The organism is Pantoea phosphatilytica, assembly GCF_051025615.1.
In the GTDB taxonomy this organism is placed as follows: domain Bacteria; phylum Pseudomonadota; class Gammaproteobacteria; order Enterobacterales; family Enterobacteriaceae; genus Pantoea.
The window spans coordinates 118,139-135,914 of sequence record NZ_JBPFDF010000002.1 but is presented as its reverse complement, the minus strand read 5'-3'; the positions used below and the strand labels follow the sequence as shown (position 1 = coordinate 135,914).

At 58.9% G+C, this 17,776-nt stretch carries 15 protein-coding genes; all 15 read left to right on the top strand.

Annotation, left to right across the window (positions count from 1 at the left end; genetic code table 11):
* Positions 1–401: 401 nt before the first annotated feature.
* The 15 genes from ilvI (at position 402) to ACR6AS_RS10830 (ending at position 17,776) form a co-directional block, all read left to right on the top strand.
* On the top strand, positions 402–2,126 hold the full coding sequence (gene ilvI / locus ACR6AS_RS10900; protein WP_111139397.1) for an acetolactate synthase 3 large subunit: 1,725 nt from the start codon (positions 402–404) through the stop codon (positions 2,124–2,126).
* Between the two features lie 2 nt (positions 2,127–2,128).
* Entirely contained in the window at positions 2,129–2,620 is a 492-nt protein-coding gene (gene ilvN / locus ACR6AS_RS10895; RefSeq protein ID WP_009092152.1) for an acetolactate synthase small subunit, read from the top strand.
* A gap of 194 nt (positions 2,621–2,814) precedes the next feature.
* Entirely contained in the window at positions 2,815–3,825 is a 1,011-nt protein-coding gene (gene cra / locus ACR6AS_RS10890; protein WP_111139398.1) for a catabolite repressor/activator, read from the top strand.
* Between the two features lie 496 nt (positions 3,826–4,321).
* A complete protein-coding gene (mraZ, locus tag ACR6AS_RS10885) occupies positions 4,322–4,780 on the top strand; it encodes a division/cell wall cluster transcriptional repressor MraZ (protein WP_111139399.1) in 459 nt (152 codons plus the stop codon).
* Between the two features lie 2 nt (positions 4,781–4,782).
* Positions 4,783–5,724 (top strand): 16S rRNA (cytosine(1402)-N(4))-methyltransferase RsmH, encoded by a 942-nt coding sequence (rsmH, locus tag ACR6AS_RS10880; RefSeq protein WP_111139400.1) that lies wholly within the window; start codon positions 4,783–4,785, stop codon positions 5,722–5,724.
* Positions 5,721–6,041, top strand: coding sequence for a cell division protein FtsL (gene ftsL, locus ACR6AS_RS10875; RefSeq protein WP_003854764.1), 321 nt, complete (start codon positions 5,721–5,723; stop codon positions 6,039–6,041). Before rsmH ends, ftsL begins: the two co-directional genes overlap by 4 nt.
* A 16-nt stretch (positions 6,042–6,057) precedes the next feature.
* Entirely contained in the window at positions 6,058–7,824 is a 1,767-nt protein-coding gene (locus ACR6AS_RS10870) for a peptidoglycan glycosyltransferase FtsI (RefSeq protein ID WP_111139401.1), read from the top strand.
* Positions 7,811–9,298 carry a UDP-N-acetylmuramoyl-L-alanyl-D-glutamate--2,6-diaminopimelate ligase gene (gene murE, locus ACR6AS_RS10865; protein ID WP_111139402.1) on the top strand — a complete coding sequence of 496 codons (1,488 nt, stop codon included), beginning with the start codon at positions 7,811–7,813 and terminating at the stop codon, positions 9,296–9,298. The genes ACR6AS_RS10870 and murE overlap by 14 nt, the downstream gene beginning before the upstream one ends.
* Positions 9,295–10,653, top strand: a complete 1,359-nt coding sequence (gene murF, locus ACR6AS_RS10860) for a UDP-N-acetylmuramoyl-tripeptide--D-alanyl-D-alanine ligase (RefSeq protein ID WP_111139403.1) — start codon at positions 9,295–9,297, stop codon at positions 10,651–10,653. Before murE ends, murF begins: the two co-directional genes overlap by 4 nt.
* Positions 10,647–11,729, top strand: a complete 1,083-nt coding sequence (gene mraY, locus ACR6AS_RS10855; protein WP_111139404.1) for a phospho-N-acetylmuramoyl-pentapeptide-transferase — start codon at positions 10,647–10,649, stop codon at positions 11,727–11,729. Before murF ends, mraY begins: the two co-directional genes overlap by 7 nt.
* A 2-nt stretch (positions 11,730–11,731) precedes the next feature.
* Positions 11,732–13,048 carry a UDP-N-acetylmuramoyl-L-alanine--D-glutamate ligase gene (gene murD, locus ACR6AS_RS10850; RefSeq protein WP_111139405.1) on the top strand — a complete coding sequence of 439 codons (1,317 nt, stop codon included), beginning with the start codon at positions 11,732–11,734 and terminating at the stop codon, positions 13,046–13,048.
* Positions 13,048–14,262, top strand: coding sequence for a cell division protein FtsW (gene ftsW / locus ACR6AS_RS10845; protein WP_111139406.1), 1,215 nt, complete (start codon positions 13,048–13,050; stop codon positions 14,260–14,262). Before murD ends, ftsW begins: the two co-directional genes overlap by 1 nt.
* Positions 14,259–15,317 carry an undecaprenyldiphospho-muramoylpentapeptide beta-N-acetylglucosaminyltransferase gene (gene murG, locus ACR6AS_RS10840; protein ID WP_111139407.1) on the top strand — a complete coding sequence of 353 codons (1,059 nt, stop codon included), beginning with the start codon at positions 14,259–14,261 and terminating at the stop codon, positions 15,315–15,317. The genes ftsW and murG overlap by 4 nt, the downstream gene beginning before the upstream one ends.
* A 70-nt stretch (positions 15,318–15,387) precedes the next feature.
* Entirely contained in the window at positions 15,388–16,863 is a 1,476-nt protein-coding gene (gene murC / locus ACR6AS_RS10835; RefSeq protein WP_111139408.1) for a UDP-N-acetylmuramate--L-alanine ligase, read from the top strand.
* Positions 16,856–17,776: a D-alanine--D-alanine ligase gene (locus ACR6AS_RS10830; protein WP_111139409.1), complete on the top strand. Its 921-nt coding sequence runs from the start codon at positions 16,856–16,858 to the stop codon at positions 17,774–17,776. Before murC ends, ACR6AS_RS10830 begins: the two co-directional genes overlap by 8 nt.

The window sequence follows — 17,776 nt, the reverse complement described above, 5'->3', positions numbered from 1 at the left end:
AGAAAAATGTCAGACGATTGTGGGCTGGAGCCAGGCGTAATAAGTTTTCGTTATTTCTTAGATCACGCTGAAAATAATTTCTTCCTCAGCATTTTCCGCTGCGGTTCTGCGGCGCAATTAGTTTAATCCGCGCAGCCAATTCTTTTCGGGCAGAGCCTTTACGCCCCCGCCATTTAATTTACGCGGGTTTGCGGTTTGCCTGCCCGGTTAAGTGCGGTTATGGTAATCGACCTACTCTCAGAACAATGAACGCAGCAGATTTCTCTGTAACCGGACCGCGACCGCTGTGTCGCTGTCGTGAATAAACATACGTTTTAGATTGGCAAAGCAGTTACCGGCGCGATGTGACAGGCCCAGCGGGCCTGTCCGCGGCGTCAGGTTCTGCAGCCTGGAGGCAGAAGATGGAGATGTTGTCAGGAGCCGAAATGGTCGTCCGTTCGTTAATCGATCAGGGCGTTAAGCAGGTATTCGGTTATCCGGGTGGCGCAGTGCTGGATATTTACGATGCGCTGCAAACCGTCGGAGGTATCGATCACATTCTGGTACGCCACGAGCAGGGTGCGGTGCATATGGCAGATGGCCTGGCGCGCGCGACCGGCGAAGTCGGCGTGGTGCTGGTCACCTCCGGCCCCGGCGCGACCAATGCGATTACCGGTATCGCCACCGCCTATATGGATTCGATTCCGCTGGTGATTCTGTCGGGCCAGGTTCCTTCGTCCCTGATTGGTTATGACGCCTTTCAGGAGTGCGATATGGTCGGCATCTCCCGCCCGGTGGTGAAGCACAGCTTCCTGGTGAAAAGCACTGAAGAGATCCCCGGCGTCCTGAAGAAGGCGTTCTGGCTGGCCGCCAGCGGACGGCCAGGCCCGGTGGTGATCGACCTGCCAAAAGATATTCTGAACCCGGCGAATAAGCTGCCTTATCACTGGCCTGAGACGGTCAGCATGCGCTCTTACAACCCAACCATTCAGGGGCACAAAGGGCAGATCAAACGCGCCCTGACTACACTGCTGGCCGCGAAGAAGCCGGTGATTTACGCCGGTGGCGGTGCCATTACCGCAGGCTGCGAAGCAGAACTGCTGCAGCTGGCCGAAAGCCTGAACGTGCCGGTGACGACCTCGCTGATGGGACTGGGGGCGTTTCCGGGCACCCACCGTCAGTGTGTCGGTATGCTGGGCATGCACGGCACCTACGAAGCCAATATGACGATGCACAACGCCGATCTGATTTTTGGCGTCGGCGTCCGCTTCGATGACCGCACCACCAACAATCTGGCGAAATATTGCCCCAACGCCACGATAATGCATATCGACATTGACCCGACCTCTATCTCCAAAACGGTGGCGGCCGATATTCCGATTGTGGGTGATGCGAAGCAGGTACTGCAGCAGATGCTGGAGTTGCAGGCGCAGAGCGACAGCCCGTCGGGCAGCGAGAGCCTGCACGACTGGTGGCAGGCGATTGAAGGCTGGCGCAGCCGTCACTGTCTGGAGTTTGATCGCACCAGCGACAAAATCAAGCCGCAGGCCGTGATCGAAACCATCAGCCGCCTGACCAAAGGCGAGGCCTATGTGACTTCGGATGTGGGCCAGCACCAGATGTTTGCGGCGCTCTATTATCCGTTCGATAAACCGCGTCGCTGGATCAACTCCGGCGGTCTCGGCACGATGGGCTTCGGCCTGCCTGCCGCGCTGGGCGTGAAGATGGCGCTGCCGGAAGAGACGGTTATCTGCGTCACGGGCGATGGCAGTATCCAGATGAATATTCAGGAGCTGTCGACCGCGCTGCAGTACGATCTGCCGGTGCTGGTGCTGAACCTGAATAACCGGGTGCTGGGCATGGTGAAGCAGTGGCAGGATATGATCTACTCGGGCCGTCACTCTCAGTCTTATATGGAGTCGCTGCCTGATTTCGTCCGCCTGGCAGAAGCCTATGGCCACATCGGGATCGCCATTGAGCATCCGGCAGAGCTGGAAGAGAAGCTGACGCTGGCGCTGGAAACCCTGGCGAAGGGGCGTCTGGTCTTTGTGGATGTCACCGTTGACGGTAGCGAACACGTCTACCCGATGCAGATTCGCGGTGGCAGCATGGATGAGATGTGGTTAAGCAAAACGGAGAGGACATAATTATGCGTCGTATTTTATCAGTTCTGCTGGAGAATGAATCCGGCGCATTATCCCGTGTCGTCGGCCTGTTCTCGCAGCGTGGCTACAACATCGAAAGCCTGACCGTGGCACCGACTGACGATCCGACCCTGTCGCGGATGACTATCCAGACTGTGGGCGATCAGAAGGTGCTGGAGCAGATCGAGAAGCAGCTGCACAAGCTGGTCGATGTCCTGCGCGTTACCGAACTGGGCCAGGGTGCTTACGTTGAGCGCGAAATCATGCTGGTGAAGATTCAGGCCAGCGGTTATGGCCGCGAAGAGGTGAAGCGGAATGCCGAGATCTTCCGCGGTCAGATTATCGACGTGACGCCAACGCTGTACACGGTTCAGCTGGCAGGCACCAGCGACAAACTGGACGCCTTCCTGAACTCCGTGCGCGAGGTGGCTGAAATCGTTGAGGTGGCGCGCTCCGGTATCGTGGGCGTTTCACGCGGCGATCGCATCATGCGTTAATCACGCAGCGTGATCATCGATCCTGACCTAACCCGGCGAAATGCCGGGTTTTTTTATTTTTTATGCGTCAGGCGGATTACATTCAGAAAAGCGGTTGCTCCGCGCACTTTTCTGCTGTTAGATGAGAGTCATAGGTTATCCATAGCGTAACTGCGGCTATTCTGCCGCAACGCGGAGTTGATGGTGGGGTTATCGTGAAGCTGGATGAAATCGCGCGTTTAGCAGGCGTATCGCGCACCACGGCCAGTTATGTCATCAATGGCAAAGCGCGGCAGTATCGTGTCAGCGACAAAACCGTTGAGAAAGTGATGGCGGTGGTTCGTGAGCATAATTATCACCCTAATGCGGTGGCCGCCGGGCTGCGCGCCGGGCGCACGCGCTCGATTGGATTAGTGATTCCCGATCTGGAAAACACCAGTTACACCCGTATTGCGAACTATCTTGAGCGGCAGGCGCGCCAGCGCGGCTACCAGCTGCTGATCGCCTGTTCAGAAGATCAGCCCGATAACGAGATGCGCTGCATCGAGCATCTGCTCCAGCGGCAGGTCGATGCGATCATCGTCTCAACCTCGTTACCGCCGGAACACCCTTTCTATCAGCGCTGGATCAACGATCCGCTGCCGATCATCGCGTTAGACCGGGCGCTGGATCGTGAGCACTTCACCAGCGTCGTCGGTGCCGACCAGGACGATGCGCAGACGCTGGCCGCTGAATTGCGTCAGCTGGATGTCAAAAATGTACTTTTCCTGGGGGCGTTACCTGAGCTCTCCGTGAGTTTCCTGCGCGAAATGGGCTTCCGTGACGCCTGGAAAGGCGATTCCCGCCCGATAGACTACATCTACTGCAACAGTTTTGAGCGGACCGCCGCCGCCGCGCTGTTTGAACGTTATCTTGAAGATCACCCGATGCCGGAGGCGCTGTTTACCACCTCCTTTGGTCTGCTGCAGGGGGTGATGGATGTGACGCTGAAACGAGACGGGCGCCTGCCGACCGAGCTGGCGATTGCCACCTTTGGCGACCACGAACTGCTCGATTTTCTTGAGTGTCCGGTGCTGGCCGTCGGGCAGCGTCATCGCGACGTGGCAGAGCGCGTGCTGGAATTAGTTTTAGCCTCGCTGGATGAACCCAGAAAACCGAAACCGGGTTTAACCCGCATCCGGCGTAATTTATACCGGCGCGGACAATTAAGCCGAAGAGTGAAATGAATCTCAGGCGGGTATTACCATGCCCGCCCGCTTTATTTCACGATTTAACTGATTAAATAAACAGGTCGGCGTAAAAAAGCGTAAATTCTCCTCATCAAATCTAACAAAGCAGAAAGCACGAATTTTATTATCTGCTTACAACTTCAACAAACTTCCCGGCCCCGTAGCCCCTGAACCCGCTGGGCTTCCTTTCAGAAATCCCCTAAAATGCCGCAGCTTTCTGCCGGACTGCGATAAATATTAAGTCGGTCACATTGTTTCATTTTTAAGCGTTTTTTCACAGGTCGTTTTTTTTATTCAGATATTCATTGGCTTAATTTTTACTTTTCTCTTTCATTCGATTATATCGTCGCCAGAGATTAATTTTGCGCTCTGTAAAGAGTGATATTCAGCTACCGCTCCGGCTTGACAACGATTTCCCCGGGTCCTTAAACTCGTTTCGTGGTAAAAAGTGGGATAAAGTGGTGTAAACGGGTGACCAGGAGGAGAGACTGGCATGTTCCGCGGAGCAACGTTAGTCAATCTCGACAGCAAAGGGCGGCTCGCCGTACCGACGCGCTATCGCGATTTGCTGATCGGGGAGTCTCAGGGGCAGATGGTCTGTACCATCGACCTCCACCAGCCATGCCTGTTGCTTTATACCCTGCCCGAATGGGAAATCATTGAAAAAAAGCTGGCACGCCTTTCCAGTATGAATCCACTTGAGCGTCGTGTGCAGCGTTTGCTGCTGGGCCATGCCAGTGAATGTCAGATGGACAGCGCGGGCCGCCTGCTGCTGGCGAACACGCTTCGGCAGCATGCAAAATTAACCAAAGAAGTGATGCTGGTTGGACAGTTCAACAAGTTTGAGCTGTGGGATGAACAGACCTGGTATCAACAAGTCAGGGACGATATTGACGCAGAACAGTCGGCTCAGGAGCCTTTATCTGAGCGGTTGCAGGACTTGTCGCTATAGCTATGCAGGAAAATTTCAAACATACCACCGTACTGTTGGACGAGGCGGTTAACGGCCTCAATATCAGGGAAGACGGTATTTACATCGACGGCACCTTTGGTCGCGGTGGTCATTCACGCCTGATTCTTTCTCAGCTGGGAGAGAAGGGCAGGCTGATCGCTATCGATCGGGACCCGCAGGCGATTGCTGCCGCTGCCGACATCACTGACCCGCGCTTTTCCATTATTCATGGTCCTTTTTCCGCCCTCGCAGAGTATGTGACAGAACGGGATCTGGTCGGGAAAATTGATGGCATCCTGCTGGATCTGGGAGTCTCCTCGCCGCAGCTGGATGATGCGGAACGCGGCTTTTCCTTTATGCGTGACGGGCCGCTGGATATGCGCATGGACCCTTCCCGGGGTCAGTCTGCCGCAGAGTGGCTGCTGAATGCGGAAGAGGCTGACATCGCCTTCGTCCTGAAAACCTACGGTGAAGAGCGATTCGCTAAGCGCATCGCCCGGGCCATCGTCGAACGCAATCGCGAACAGCCGATGACCCGCACCCGGGAACTGGCTGAAGTTATTGCCGTCGCCACACCGGTAAAAGATAAGTTCAAGCATCCGGCCACGCGCAGCTTCCAGGCCATTCGTATCTGGATTAACAGTGAGCTGGAAGAGATCGACACTGCCCTGAAAGGTGCGGTTGAGGTACTGGCTCCGCAGGGGCGTCTCTCGGTGATCAGCTTCCATTCCCTGGAAGATCGGCTGGTTAAACGCTTTATGCGCGACCAGAGTCGCGGGCCGCAGGTGCCTGCCGGGCTGCCGATGACCGAACATCAGCTGCGCGCCCTGGGTGGCCGGGAACTGAAACTGCTCGGCAAAATGTCGCCGGGTGATGCAGAAGTTGCCGAAAACCCACGCGCCCGCAGCTCGGTATTACGTATCGCGGAGAAAACCGACGCATGATCGGTAACGAGCGTCACAGTCTGCCCGCCGTCATCGGCGGGGATCTGCTGCGAAAGGGCAAGATTCCGGTGCTGTTGCTGATCGCCGTAGTGGTGTCGGCTGTGCTGGTGGTGACCACTACCCACAAAACACGCCTGCTTACCGCACAGCGTGAGCAGCTGGTCCTGGAGCGTGACGCGCTGGACATTGAGTGGCGCAACCTGATTCTGGAAGAGAATGCCCTGGGCGACCACAGTCGTGTCGAACGCATTGCCACCGAGAAGCTGCAACTGCAGCACGTTGATCCTTCACAAGAAAATATCGTGGTGCAGAAATAAGGATTTCAGATAGCGAATGAGCGGTACAGGCAGAACGCTGAAGTTAAAGAAACCGGAAGATAAGGCCAGCTTTGTAAGCTGGCGTTTTGCGTTGCTGTGCGGCTGTATTTTGCTGGCGCTGGGAGGCCTGCTGTCGCGGGTGGCCTGGCTGCAGGTGATTAATCCGGGCAAGCTGGTTAAAGAGGGCGATCTGCGCTCACTGCGCGTTCAGGCGGTGCCGACGTCGCGCGGGATGATCAGCGACCGCGCCGGACGCCCGCTGGCGGTGAGTGTGCCGGTGAATGCGATCTGGGCCGATCCCAAAGAGCTGCACGCCGGGGGCGGCGTGACGCTGGACAGCCGCTGGAAGGCGCTCTCCGATGCGCTCTCGATTCCGCTCGATCAGCTGGCAGCCCGCGTTAATGCCAATCCCAAAGGCCGCTTTGTCTATCTGGCGCGCCAGGTCAATCCGGCCATCGGCGACTACGTTAAAAAACTCAAACTGCCGGGTATTCATCTGCGCGAAGAGTCGCGCCGCTACTATCCTGCCGGGCAGGTGACCTCCCATCTGATTGGCTTCACCAACATCGATGGCCAGGGCATTGAAGGCATCGAAAAGAGCTTTGATAAGTGGCTCACCGGCGCGCCGGGCGAAAGAACGGTGCGTAAAGACCGCTATGGCCGGGTCATCGAAGATATCTCTTCCGTGGACAGCCGCGCCGCCCACAACCTGACGCTCAGCATCGATGAGCGGCTCCAGGCGCTGGTCTACCGTGAACTCAACAACGCTGTCGCCTTTAACAAAGCGGAGTCGGGAACAGCGGTGCTGGTGGACGTGAACACCGGCGAAGTGCTGGCGATGGCCAACAGCCCGGCTTACAACCCGAACAACCTCAGCAACACGCCGAAAGATCTGATGCGCAACCGCGCGATCACCGACATCTTTGAGCCAGGGTCGACTGTGAAGCCGATGGTGGTGATGACGGCGCTGCAGCGTGGCGTGGTCAGAGAGAACAGCGTCCTGAATACCGTGCCGTACCGCGTCAATGGTCATGAGATCAAGGATGTGGCGCGCTACAACGAACTGACCCTGACAGGGGTTTTGCAGAAGTCGAGTAACGTCGGTGTTTCACGTCTGGCGTTAGCGATGCCCTCCTCAGCGCTGGTAGAAACTTACGCGCGCTTTGGCCTGGGTAAACCGACCAATTTGGGGTTGGTCGGGGAAAGCAGTGGCTTATACCCTAAAAAACAACGGTGGTCTGACATAGAGAGGGCCACCTTCTCTTTTGGCTACGGGCTAATGGTAACGCCGTTACAGTTAGCGCGGGTCTACGCAACGATTGGCAGCTATGGCATTAACCGTCCGCTGTCGATCACCAAAGTCGATCCCCCCGTCGCGGGTCAGCGCGTCTTCGATGAATCACTGGTTAAAACCGTGATGCATATGATGGAAAGCGTGGCGCTGCCCGGCGGCGGCGGCGTCAAAGCGGCCATCAAGGGCTACCGGATTGCGATAAAAACCGGTACGGCGAAAAAGGTCGGTCCGGACGGACGTTACGTCAATAAATACATTGCTTATACCGCAGGCGTGGCGCCTGCGAGTCATCCCCGATTCGCGCTGGTGGTGGTGATCAACGATCCACAGGCCGGCAAGTATTACGGCGGTGCGGTTTCCGCACCGGTGTTTGGTGCCATCATGGGCGGCGTACTGCGCACCATGAACATTGAGCCGGATGCGTTACCGACAAATGACAAGAACGAGCTGGTGACTAACAGAAGTGAGGAAACAAGTGACAGATCGTAACCTGCGCGACTTACTCGGCCCCTGGGTGCCAGGCGCGCCGGCGCGCCCTTTGCGCGACATGACCCTGGACAGCCGCCTGGCGGCTTCTGGCGATCTGTTTGTCGCGGTTGCAGGCCACCAGGTCGACGGACGCCGTTTTATTCCACAGGCGATCGCGCAGGGCGTGGCGGCGGTGGTGGCGGAAGCCGAGGGTGAAGCGGCTGACGGCGAGATCCGTGAAATGCACGGGGTGCCGGTCATCTATCTGGCCCAGCTGCCTCAGCGTCTGTCGGCGCTGGCAGGCCGCTTTTATCAGCAGCCGGGCGAAAAGCAGACGCTGATTGGTGTCACCGGCACCAACGGTAAAACCACGACCACACAGCTGCTGGCGCAGTGGGCAACGCTGCTGGGTGAAACCAGCGCGGTCATGGGCACCGTCGGCAATGGGCTGGTCGGTCACTTATCGGCGGCGGAAAACACCACCGGTTCGGCGGTCGATGTTCAGCATCTGCTGCACGATCTGGCCGAAAAAGGGGCGACCCTGACCGCGATGGAAGTTTCGTCGCACGGCCTGGTGCAGCATCGCGTGGCGGCGCTGCCGTTTGCCGCCGCGGTCTTTACCAATCTCAGCCGCGATCATCTCGATTATCACGGCGATATGCAGGGCTACGAGTCAGCCAAGTGGCTGCTGTTTTCTGAACACCAGGTCGGCCAGGCGATCCTGAACGCGGATGATGAGGTCGGCCGTCGCTGGCTGGCGCGCCTGCCTGATGCCGTCGCCGTAACGCTGGAAGATAACCTGCAGCCGGGCTGCCGGGGCCGCTGGCTGAAAGCCGATGCGGTGACCTATCACGACAACGGTGCGCACATCCGCTTCAGCTCCAGCTGGGGCGATGGCGAGATCGACAGCCCGCTGATGGGCGCCTTCAACGTCAGCAACCTGATGCTGGCGCTGGCAACGCTGCTGTCGCTGGATTATCCGCTGACCACGCTGGTCAGTGTGGCTTCGCAGCTGCAGCCGGTCAACGGGCGCATGGAAGTCTTCAGCGCCGCAGGAAAACCCACGGTGGTGGTGGATTATGCCCACACACCGGATGCGCTGGAAAAGGCGCTGGAAGCGGCCCGCCTGCACTGCAAAGGCAAACTCTGGTGCCTGTTTGGCTGTGGCGGCGATCGCGACAAAGGTAAACGTCCCCTGATGGGCGCGATCGCTGAGCAGTATGCGGATGTCGTGGTCATTACGGATGACAACCCGCGCAGCGAAGATCCTCAGGCGATTGTAAACGACATTCTGACCGGACTGCTGGACCCCGGCCGCGCACGCGTGGTCGCCGGCCGTGCGCAGGCGGTCACTAACACCATTATGCAGGCGCAGCCCGACGATATCGTGCTGGTGGCTGGCAAAGGCCATGAAGATTATCAGATCATCGGTAATCACCGTCTCGACTATTCCGATCGTGCCACGGTAGCGGCACTGCTGGGAGGCGTAGCATGATCCCGGTTTCATTACAGACGCTGGCGCAGATCACCGGCGGCACGCTGCACGGCAGCGATCTGACGCTGAATGAGGTGACCACTGACACCCGCCGCGTGACCGCAGGCAGCCTGTTTGTGGCGCTGGTCGGCGAACGCTTTGATGCTCACGACTTCGCCGCCGATGCGATTGCCAGTGGCGCGCAGGCGCTGCTGGTGAGTAAGCATTTACCTGTCGCTGTGCCGCAGGTCGTGGTTGCGGATACCCGCCTCGCCTTTGGCAGACTGGGCGCGTGGGTGCGTCAGCAGTCCACCGCGCGCGTGGTGGCACTGACCGGCTCCTCCGGCAAGACCTCAGTTAAAGAGATGACGGCCGCGATTCTGCGTCAGTGCGGCGAAACGCTCTACACGGCGGGCAACCTGAACAACGATTATGGCGTGCCGATGACGCTGCTGCGGCTGACCGCAGAGCATCAGTATGCGGTGATCGAACTGGGTGCGAATCATCAGGGCGAAATCGCCTACACCACCGATCTGGTGAAGCCGGAAAGCGCGCTGGTAAACAACCTGGCCGCTGCCCATCTGGAAGGTTTTGGTTCACTGGAAGGTGTTGCCAAAGCCAAAGGCGAGATTTTTCAGGGCTTACCGGCTCAGGGGATCGCCATTCTGAATGCCGAAAGCAATGACTGGCCCAACTGGCAGCGCACACTGCAGGATAAAACAGTGTGGCGCTTCTCGCCGCAGGCGGCAGAGTGTGATTTTTCCGCCCACGATATCCGCATCGCGCAGGATGGCACCCATTTCGTGATGAAGACGCCGCGCGGCACGATCGACATCGTGCTGCCGCTGCCGGGACGTCACAACATCGCTAACGCCCTGGCGGCCGCGGCGCTGGCGCTGTCGGTGGACGCTCCGCTCAGCGCCGTTCAGCAGGGACTCAGAAACCTGCAGTCGGTGCCGGGTCGCCTGTTCCCGGTTCGCCTCTCTGCGAATCAGTTGCTGCTGGATGACAGCTACAACGCCAACGTCGGGTCGATGACCGCCGCCGCGCAGGTGCTCTCAGAGATGCCAGGCTACCGGGTGCTGGTCGCGGGTGACATGGCGGAACTGGGCGACGAAACAGAAAAATGTCACCGCGAAGTCGGAGAGGCGGCGCGTGATGCCGGTATCGATCGCGTACTGACCACCGGCAGATTCAGCCATTTTATCGGCGAAAGCAGCGGAGTTGGCGAACATTTCAGCGATAAGACGGCGCTGACTGAACGTTTGCGTCAGTTGTTGTCCGAACACTCAGAAATTACAGTCTTGATAAAAGGTTCACGTAGTGCCGCCATGGAGCAGGTAGTACAGAGCTTAAAGGAGAAAGGAACATGTTAGTCTGGCTGGCCGAGCATCTGGTCGCTTTTTATTCCGGCTTTAACGTCTTTTCGTATCTGACGTTTCGCGCCATCGTCAGCCTGCTGACCGCGTTATTTCTCTCGCTCTGGATGGGACCGCGCCTGATCGCCTGGCTGCAGAAATTACAGATTGGCCAGGTTGTCCGTAACGATGGCCCGGAGTCACACTTCAGCAAGCGCGGCACGCCTACGATGGGCGGCATTATGATCCTGACCTCCATCACCGTCTCCGTGCTGATGTGGGCCTATCCCTCGAATCCGTACGTCTGGTGTGTGCTGTTCGTCCTGATTGGCTTCGGCATCATCGGCTTTGTCGATGACTACCGCAAAGTCGTGCGCAAAGACACCAAAGGCCTGATCGCCCGCTGGAAATATTTCTGGATGTCAGTGATCTCGCTGGGCGTGGCCTTCGGACTCTATGCGGCGGGCAAAGATACACCCGCGACCCAGCTGGTGGTGCCTTTCTTTAAAGACATCATGCCGCAGCTGGGCCTGTTCTATGTGCTGCTGGCCTACTTTGTAATTGTCGGCACCGGTAACGCGGTCAACCTGACCGATGGCCTGGATGGTCTGGCTATCATGCCAACCGTATTTGTCGCGGCGGGCTTTGCGCTGGTCGCCTGGGCCACCGGTAACGTCAAATTTGCGGAGTACCTGCACATCCCTTATCTGCGTCACGCGGGTGAACTGGTGATCGTCTGTACTGCCATCGTCGGGGCAGGGCTGGGCTTCCTCTGGTTTAACACCTATCCGGCTCAGGTCTTTATGGGCGACGTCGGCTCGCTGGCGCTGGGCGGCGCACTGGGCACCATCGCCGTACTGCTGCGTCAGGAATTTTTGCTGGTGATCATGGGCGGCGTGTTTGTGGTTGAAACGCTGTCGGTGATCCTGCAGGTGGGATCGTTCAAGTTACGCGGCCAGCGTATTTTCCGCATGGCGCCGATCCATCACCACTATGAACTCAAGGGCTGGCCGGAACCGCGCGTGATTGTGCGCTTCTGGATCATTTCGCTAATGCTGGTGCTGATTGGCCTGGCCACGCTGAAGGTGCGTTAATCATGGCTGACTATCGGGGTAGAAAAGTTGTCATCATCGGGCTGGGCCTGACCGGGCTCTCCTGTGTTGATTTCTTTTTAGCGCAGGGCGTAACGCCTCGCGTGATGGACACCCGTGTCTCGCCGCCGGGGCTGGAAAAACTGCCCGGCCAGGTTGAACGTCATCTGGGCGGACTCAACGGCGACTGGCTGCTGGCCGCCGACCTGATTGTGGCCAGCCCGGGTATCGCGCTGGCGCACCCGGTGCTCAGTGAAGCGGCAGACGCCGGTATCGAAATCGTCGGTGACATTGAGCTGTTCTGCCGCGAGGCGCAGGCCCCGATCGTGGCGATTACCGGCTCTAACGGCAAAAGCACCGTCACCACGCTGGTCGGCGAGATGGCAAAAGCGGCGGGCTGGCAGGTGGGCGTCGGCGGCAATATCGGCCTGCCTGCGCTGAGCCTGCTGCAGACTCCGGCACAGCTCTATGTGCTGGAACTCTCCAGTTTTCAGCTGGAGACCACCAGCAGCCTCAAAGCGGCGGCGGCCACCGTGCTGAACGTCAGCGAAGATCATATGGATCGTTATCCGCTGGGCATGCAGCAGTATCGCGCGGCCAAACTGCGGATCTACGAGAACGCCCGAACCTGCGTCGTTAACGCCGATGATGCGCTGACGATGCCGGTGCGCGGCGCAGATAACCGCTGCATCAGCTTCGGTATCGACTTTGGCGACTACCACCTCAACAAGCAGCAGGGCAGTATCTGGCTGCGGGTGAAGGGCGAGAAAGTGCTGAACACGGCCGAAATGAAGATGGTGGGACAGCACAACTACGCGAACGCGCTGGCGGCGCTGGCGCTGGCCGATGCGGTCGGTCTGCCTCGCGCCTCCAGTCTGGCTGCCCTGACGCAGTTCAGCGGCCTGGCGCACCGTTTTCAGCTGGTCCATGAACATCAGGGCGTGCGCTGGATTAACGACTCCAAAGCCACCAACGTCGGCAGCACCGAAGCGGCGCTGAACGGCCTGCAGGTAGAGGGAACTCTGTGGCTGCTGATGGGCGGGGACGGAAAGTCTGCCGACTTCTCGCCGCTGCTTCCCTGGCTGCAGGGCGACCATATCCGCCTCTACTGCTTTGGCCGCGATGGTGATGCGCTGGCGGCACTGCGTCCGGAGATTGCTGTGCGCACGGAGACGCTGCGTCAGGCGATGGAGCAGATTGCGCCACAGGTCCGGTCCGGCGACATGGTGCTGCTGTCGCCTGCCTGCGCCAGCCTTGACCAGTTCCGTAACTTTGAGCAGCGCGGTGAGCAGTTCGCGCAACTGGCGAAGGAGCTGAGCTGATGCGTATTCCTGGTGCCGGTGTGGCGCAATTCTTTGGCGGACGCCTGAAAGACTGGGTCATGGGCGCACGCGAGAGCGATGACACGTCGCTGGTGCTCTATGACCGCACGCTGCTATGGCTGACGCTGGGCCTGGCGGTGATCGGTTTTGTGATGGTGACATCGGCCTCAATGCCGGTCGGTCAGCGTCTCAACGATGACCTGTTCTACTTTGCCAAGCGTGATGCGTTCTATATTGCGCTGGCCTTTGGTATGGCGCTGGTCACGCTGCGGGTGCCGATGGATTTCTGGCAACGTTACAGCAACGTGATGCTGATGGTGACGGTAGCGATGCTGCTGATTGTTCTGGTGGTCGGTAGCTCGGTTAACGGGGCCTCGCGCTGGATCGCGCTGGGGCCACTGCGTATTCAGCCTGCCGAGCTGTCGAAGCTCTCCCTGTTCTGCTATCTCGCCAGCTACCTGGTGCGCAAGGTAGAGGAGGTGCGTAACAACTTCTGGGGCTTCTGTAAGCCGATGGGCGTGATGGTGGTACTGGCGGTTTTACTGCTGGCGCAGCCCGACCTCGGAACGGTCGTCGTACTCTTTGTGACCACGCTGGCGATGCTGTTTCTGGCGGGCGCCAAACTGTGGCAGTTCATGGCCATCATCGGCTCCGGTATTTTCGCGGTGATCCTGCTGATTATCGCCGAACCTTACCGTATGCGCCGTGTGACCTCGTTCTGGAATCCGTGGGAAGATCCCTTTGGTAGCGGCTATCAGCTGACGCAGTCGCTGATGGCATTTGGTCGCGGCGAATTCTGGGGCCAGGGGCTGGGTAACTCCGTACAAAAGCTGGAATATCTGCCGGAAGCGCATACCGACTTTATTTTCGCCATCATAGGGGAAGAACTCGGCTACGTCGGTGTGGTATTGGCACTTTTAATGGTATTCTTCGTCGCTTTTCGTGCGATGTCGATTGGTCGCCGTGCACTGGAGCTGGATCAGCGTTTCTCCGGCTTTCTGGCCTGTTCGATCGGGGTCTGGTTCAGCTTCCAGGCGCTGGTTAATGTCGGGGCCGCCGCCGGTATGCTGCCGACCAAAGGTCTGACGTTACCGCTGATCAGCTACGGTGGGTCGAGTCTGATCATTATGTCGACGGCCATCGTCTTTTTATTACGCATAGATTATGAAACGCGCCTGGCGAAAGCGCAGGCGTTTACCCGAGGTGGTCGATGAGCGGTAAGCGATTGATGGTGATGGCAGGCGGAACCGGTGGACATGTCTTTCCCGGTCTGGCTGTCGCCCATCATCTGATGGAGCAGGGCTGGGAGGTGCGCTGGCTGGGTACGGCCGACCGTATGGAAGCCGATCTGGTGCCAAAGCATGGCATCGACATCGACTTTATCCGCATCAGCGGGTTACGCGGCAAAGGCCTGAAAGCCCTCCTGCAGGCCCCGCTGCGCATTTTCAACGCATGGCGTCAGGCGCGCCGCATCATGAAAGCCTGGCAGCCGGATGTGGTGCTGGGCATGGGCGGCTACGTTTCGGGCCCCGGCGGTCTGGCGGCCTGGAGTTGCGGCATTCCGGTGGTGCTGCATGAGCAGAATGGCATCGCCGGATTGACTAACAAGTGGCTGTCGAAAATCGCCACCAAAGTGCTGCAGGCTTTCCCGGGCGCCTTCCCCGCCGCTGATGTGGTAGGAAACCCGGTGCGTACCGATGTTCTGGCGCTGCCGCTGCCTGCGCAGCGGATGGCTGGTCGTCACGGCCCCGTGCGGGTGCTGGTGATTGGCGGCAGTCAGGGCGCACGGATACTGAATCAGACCCTGCCGCAGGTCGCGGCGCGGGTGGGTGATGAGATCACCCTGTGGCACCAGACCGGTAAAGGGGCGCTGCCCGAAACCGAGAAAGCCTATCAGCAGGCCGGTCAGACCCGGCACAAGGTGACCGAGTTTATTGATGATATGGCGGCCGCCTACGCCTGGGCGGACCTGGTGGTGTGTCGCTCTGGTGCGTTAACCGTGAGCGAAGTCGCTGCCGCAGGTTTACCGGCGATTTTTGTGCCGTTTCAGCATAAAGATCGCCAGCAGTACTGGAACGCGCTGCCGCTGGAGAAAGCGGGCGCCGCCAGAATTTTTGAGCAGCCGCAGTTTACGGCGGAGGCCGTCGCGGATCAGCTCCGCCACTGGGATCGCGCAACACTGCTGACGATGGCTGAACAGGCCCGTCAGGTGGCGATCCCCGATGCGACCGAACGGGTCGCTCAGGAAGTGGCTCGCGCCGCAAAGTAATCATTCCGGTCAGCGCGTCTGACCTGTACCCGGAGCGGGTACAAACTGAAAGAGCAGGTAATTGAGAGCGATGAATACACAACAATTGGCAAAACTGCGTTCTATTGTGCCCGAGATGCGTCGCGTCCGGCACATCCACTTTGTCGGCATCGGTGGTGCGGGCATGGGCGGTATTGCCGAAGTGTTAGCAAATGAAGGCTACCATATCAGCGGTTCAGATCTGGCCCCTAACCCGGTGACACAGCATCTGACCGGACTGGGTGCCACCATTTATTTTAACCATCGCCCTGAGAACGTCACCGATGCCAGCGTGGTCGTGGTGTCCAGCGCCGTTTCGCAGGATAACCCTGAACTGGTGGCGGCCCGCGAACAGCGTATCCCGGTGATCCGCCGTGCGGAGATGCTGGCTGAGCTGATGCGCTTCCGTCACGGCATCGCCGTTGCCGGGACGCATGGCAAAACCACCACCACGGCGATGGTTTCAAGTATTTATGCGGAAGCGGGTCTCGATCCGACCTTCGTTAACGGCGGCCTGGTGAAAGCCGCAGGCACCCATGCGCGCCTGGGTCACAGCCGCTATCTGATTGCCGAAGCGGATGAGAGCGATGCGTCGTTCCTGCATCTGCAGCCGATGGTGGCGATTGTGACCAACATCGAAGCCGATCACATGGACACTTATCAGGGCGATTTCGGGAACCTGAAGCAGACGTTTATTAACTTCCTGCACAACCTGCCGTTTTATGGTCGCGCAGTGATGTGCGTGGATGATGCGGTGATCCGTGACCTGATCCCGCGCGTGGGACGCCATATCACCACTTACGGCTTCAGCGACGATGCGGATCTGCGGATCGAGAACTACGAGCAGCTGGGTGCCCAGGGCCATTTCACCCTGATCCGTCAGGATAAAGCGCCGCTGAAGATTACGCTGAACGCGCCGGGCCGTCACAACGCCCTGAACGCGGCCGCCGCCGTCGCCGTCGCCAGCGAAGAGGGCATTGAAGACAATGCAATTCTGGCCGCGCTGGAGAGTTTCCAGGGTACCGGTCGTCGCTTTGATCTGCTGGGTGAGTTCCCGACAGAGCCGGTCAATGGTCAGCCAGGCAGCGCGATGCTGGTGGATGACTACGGCCATCATCCCACCGAAGTGGATGCGACGATCAAAGCCGCACGCGCAGGCTGGCCGGATAAAAAGCTGGTGATGGTGTTTCAGCCGCACCGCTACAGCCGGACCCGCGACCTGTTCGACGATTTTGCCAACGTGTTGTCCCATGTGGATGTGCTGCTGATGCTGGATGTTTACTCGGCCGGTGAAACCGCCATTCCGGGGGCTGACAGCCGTTCGCTGTGCCGGGCGATCCGTAACCGTGGCAAGGTCGATCCGATCCTGGTCACGGAACATGAGGCCCTGCCGGAGATGCTGGCGCCGCTGCTGTCAGGTAACGACCTGATTCTGGTTCAGGGTGCCGGAAACGTCGGCAAAGTGGCGCGTAAACTGGCTGAGATCAAACTCCAGCCAGCGCCTGAAGCGGAGGATCGTCATGGCTGATAAAGTGGCTGTATTAATGGGCGGCACCTCGGCAGAGCGCGAGGTTTCGCTGAATTCAGGTCAGGCCGTTGTCGCCGGATTACGGGAAATGGGGATTGATGCCGAGGGCATCGACACCCGCGACGTCTCTGTGCTGACGCTGAAAGAGCAGGGCTTCACCAAAGCCTTTATCGCGCTGCATGGCCGGGGCGGAGAGGATGGCACGCTGCAGGCCGTCCTGGAGTTTCTGCAACTGCCCTATACCGGCAGCGGCGTGATGGCCTCGGCGGTGACTATGGACAAGCTGCGTACCAAACTGCTGTGGCAGGGGCGTGGCTTACCTTCAGGCCGCTTTGTCTGGCTGACACGTCAGCAGTGTGATGCCGGACTGGATGCCGCGTGTCACGCGGAGATTGCGGCGCTGGGCTTGCCGCTGTTTGTTAAGCCCGCCTGTGAAGGCTCCAGCGTGGGTATCAGCCGGGTCAACGATCTGAGCGCGCTGCCTGCGGCGCTGGAACTGGCGTTTAAGCACGACAACGATGTGCTGGTTGAGGCGTTTCTCAGCGGCGCGGAGTATACCGTGGCGATTGTGGGCGACCGCATCCTGCCGGCCATCGAAATAAAGAGCGCCAGCGAGTTCTATGATTATGAAGCAAAATACATTTCTGACGATACTCAGTACCTCTGTCCGGCAGATTTAAGCCCTGAACGCGAGGCGGAGCTACAGCAGCTGGTGCTGGCCGCCTGGCGTGCGCTGGGATGCAGCGGCTGGGGACGGATAGATGTGATGACCGATGGGGCAGGGCACTTCCAGCTCCTGGAGGCGAACACCTCGCCGGGTATGACCAGTCATAGCCTGGTGCCGATGGCGGCAAAACAGGCGGGCATGAGTTTCCCGCAGCTGGTTGCCCATATTCTGGAGCTGGCCGACTGA

What these genes read in the sequence shown, in the direction of transcription:
- ftsW (WP_111139406.1), top strand. Translation starts at nt 13,048, where the DNA reads ATGCGTATTCCTGGTGCCGGTGTGGCGCAATTCTTTGGCGGACGCCTG.
- mraY (WP_111139404.1), top strand. Translation starts at nt 10,647, where the DNA reads ATGTTAGTCTGGCTGGCCGAGCATCTGGTCGCTTTTTATTCCGGCTTT.
- rsmH (WP_111139400.1), top strand. Translation starts at nt 4,783, where the DNA reads ATGCAGGAAAATTTCAAACATACCACCGTACTGTTGGACGAGGCGGTT.
- ACR6AS_RS10870 (WP_111139401.1), top strand. Translation starts at nt 6,058, where the DNA reads ATGAGCGGTACAGGCAGAACGCTGAAGTTAAAGAAACCGGAAGATAAG.
- ilvN (WP_009092152.1), top strand. Translation starts at nt 2,129, where the DNA reads ATGCGTCGTATTTTATCAGTTCTGCTGGAGAATGAATCCGGCGCATTA.
- murG (WP_111139407.1), top strand. Translation starts at nt 14,259, where the DNA reads ATGAGCGGTAAGCGATTGATGGTGATGGCAGGCGGAACCGGTGGACAT.
- murC (WP_111139408.1), top strand. Translation starts at nt 15,388, where the DNA reads ATGAATACACAACAATTGGCAAAACTGCGTTCTATTGTGCCCGAGATG.
- murF (WP_111139403.1), top strand. Translation starts at nt 9,295, where the DNA reads ATGATCCCGGTTTCATTACAGACGCTGGCGCAGATCACCGGCGGCACG.
- ACR6AS_RS10830 (WP_111139409.1), top strand. Translation starts at nt 16,856, where the DNA reads ATGGCTGATAAAGTGGCTGTATTAATGGGCGGCACCTCGGCAGAGCGC.
- ilvI (WP_111139397.1), top strand. Translation starts at nt 402, where the DNA reads ATGGAGATGTTGTCAGGAGCCGAAATGGTCGTCCGTTCGTTAATCGAT.
- mraZ (WP_111139399.1), top strand. Translation starts at nt 4,322, where the DNA reads ATGTTCCGCGGAGCAACGTTAGTCAATCTCGACAGCAAAGGGCGGCTC.
- murD (WP_111139405.1), top strand. Translation starts at nt 11,732, where the DNA reads ATGGCTGACTATCGGGGTAGAAAAGTTGTCATCATCGGGCTGGGCCTG.
- ftsL (WP_003854764.1), top strand. Translation starts at nt 5,721, where the DNA reads ATGATCGGTAACGAGCGTCACAGTCTGCCCGCCGTCATCGGCGGGGAT.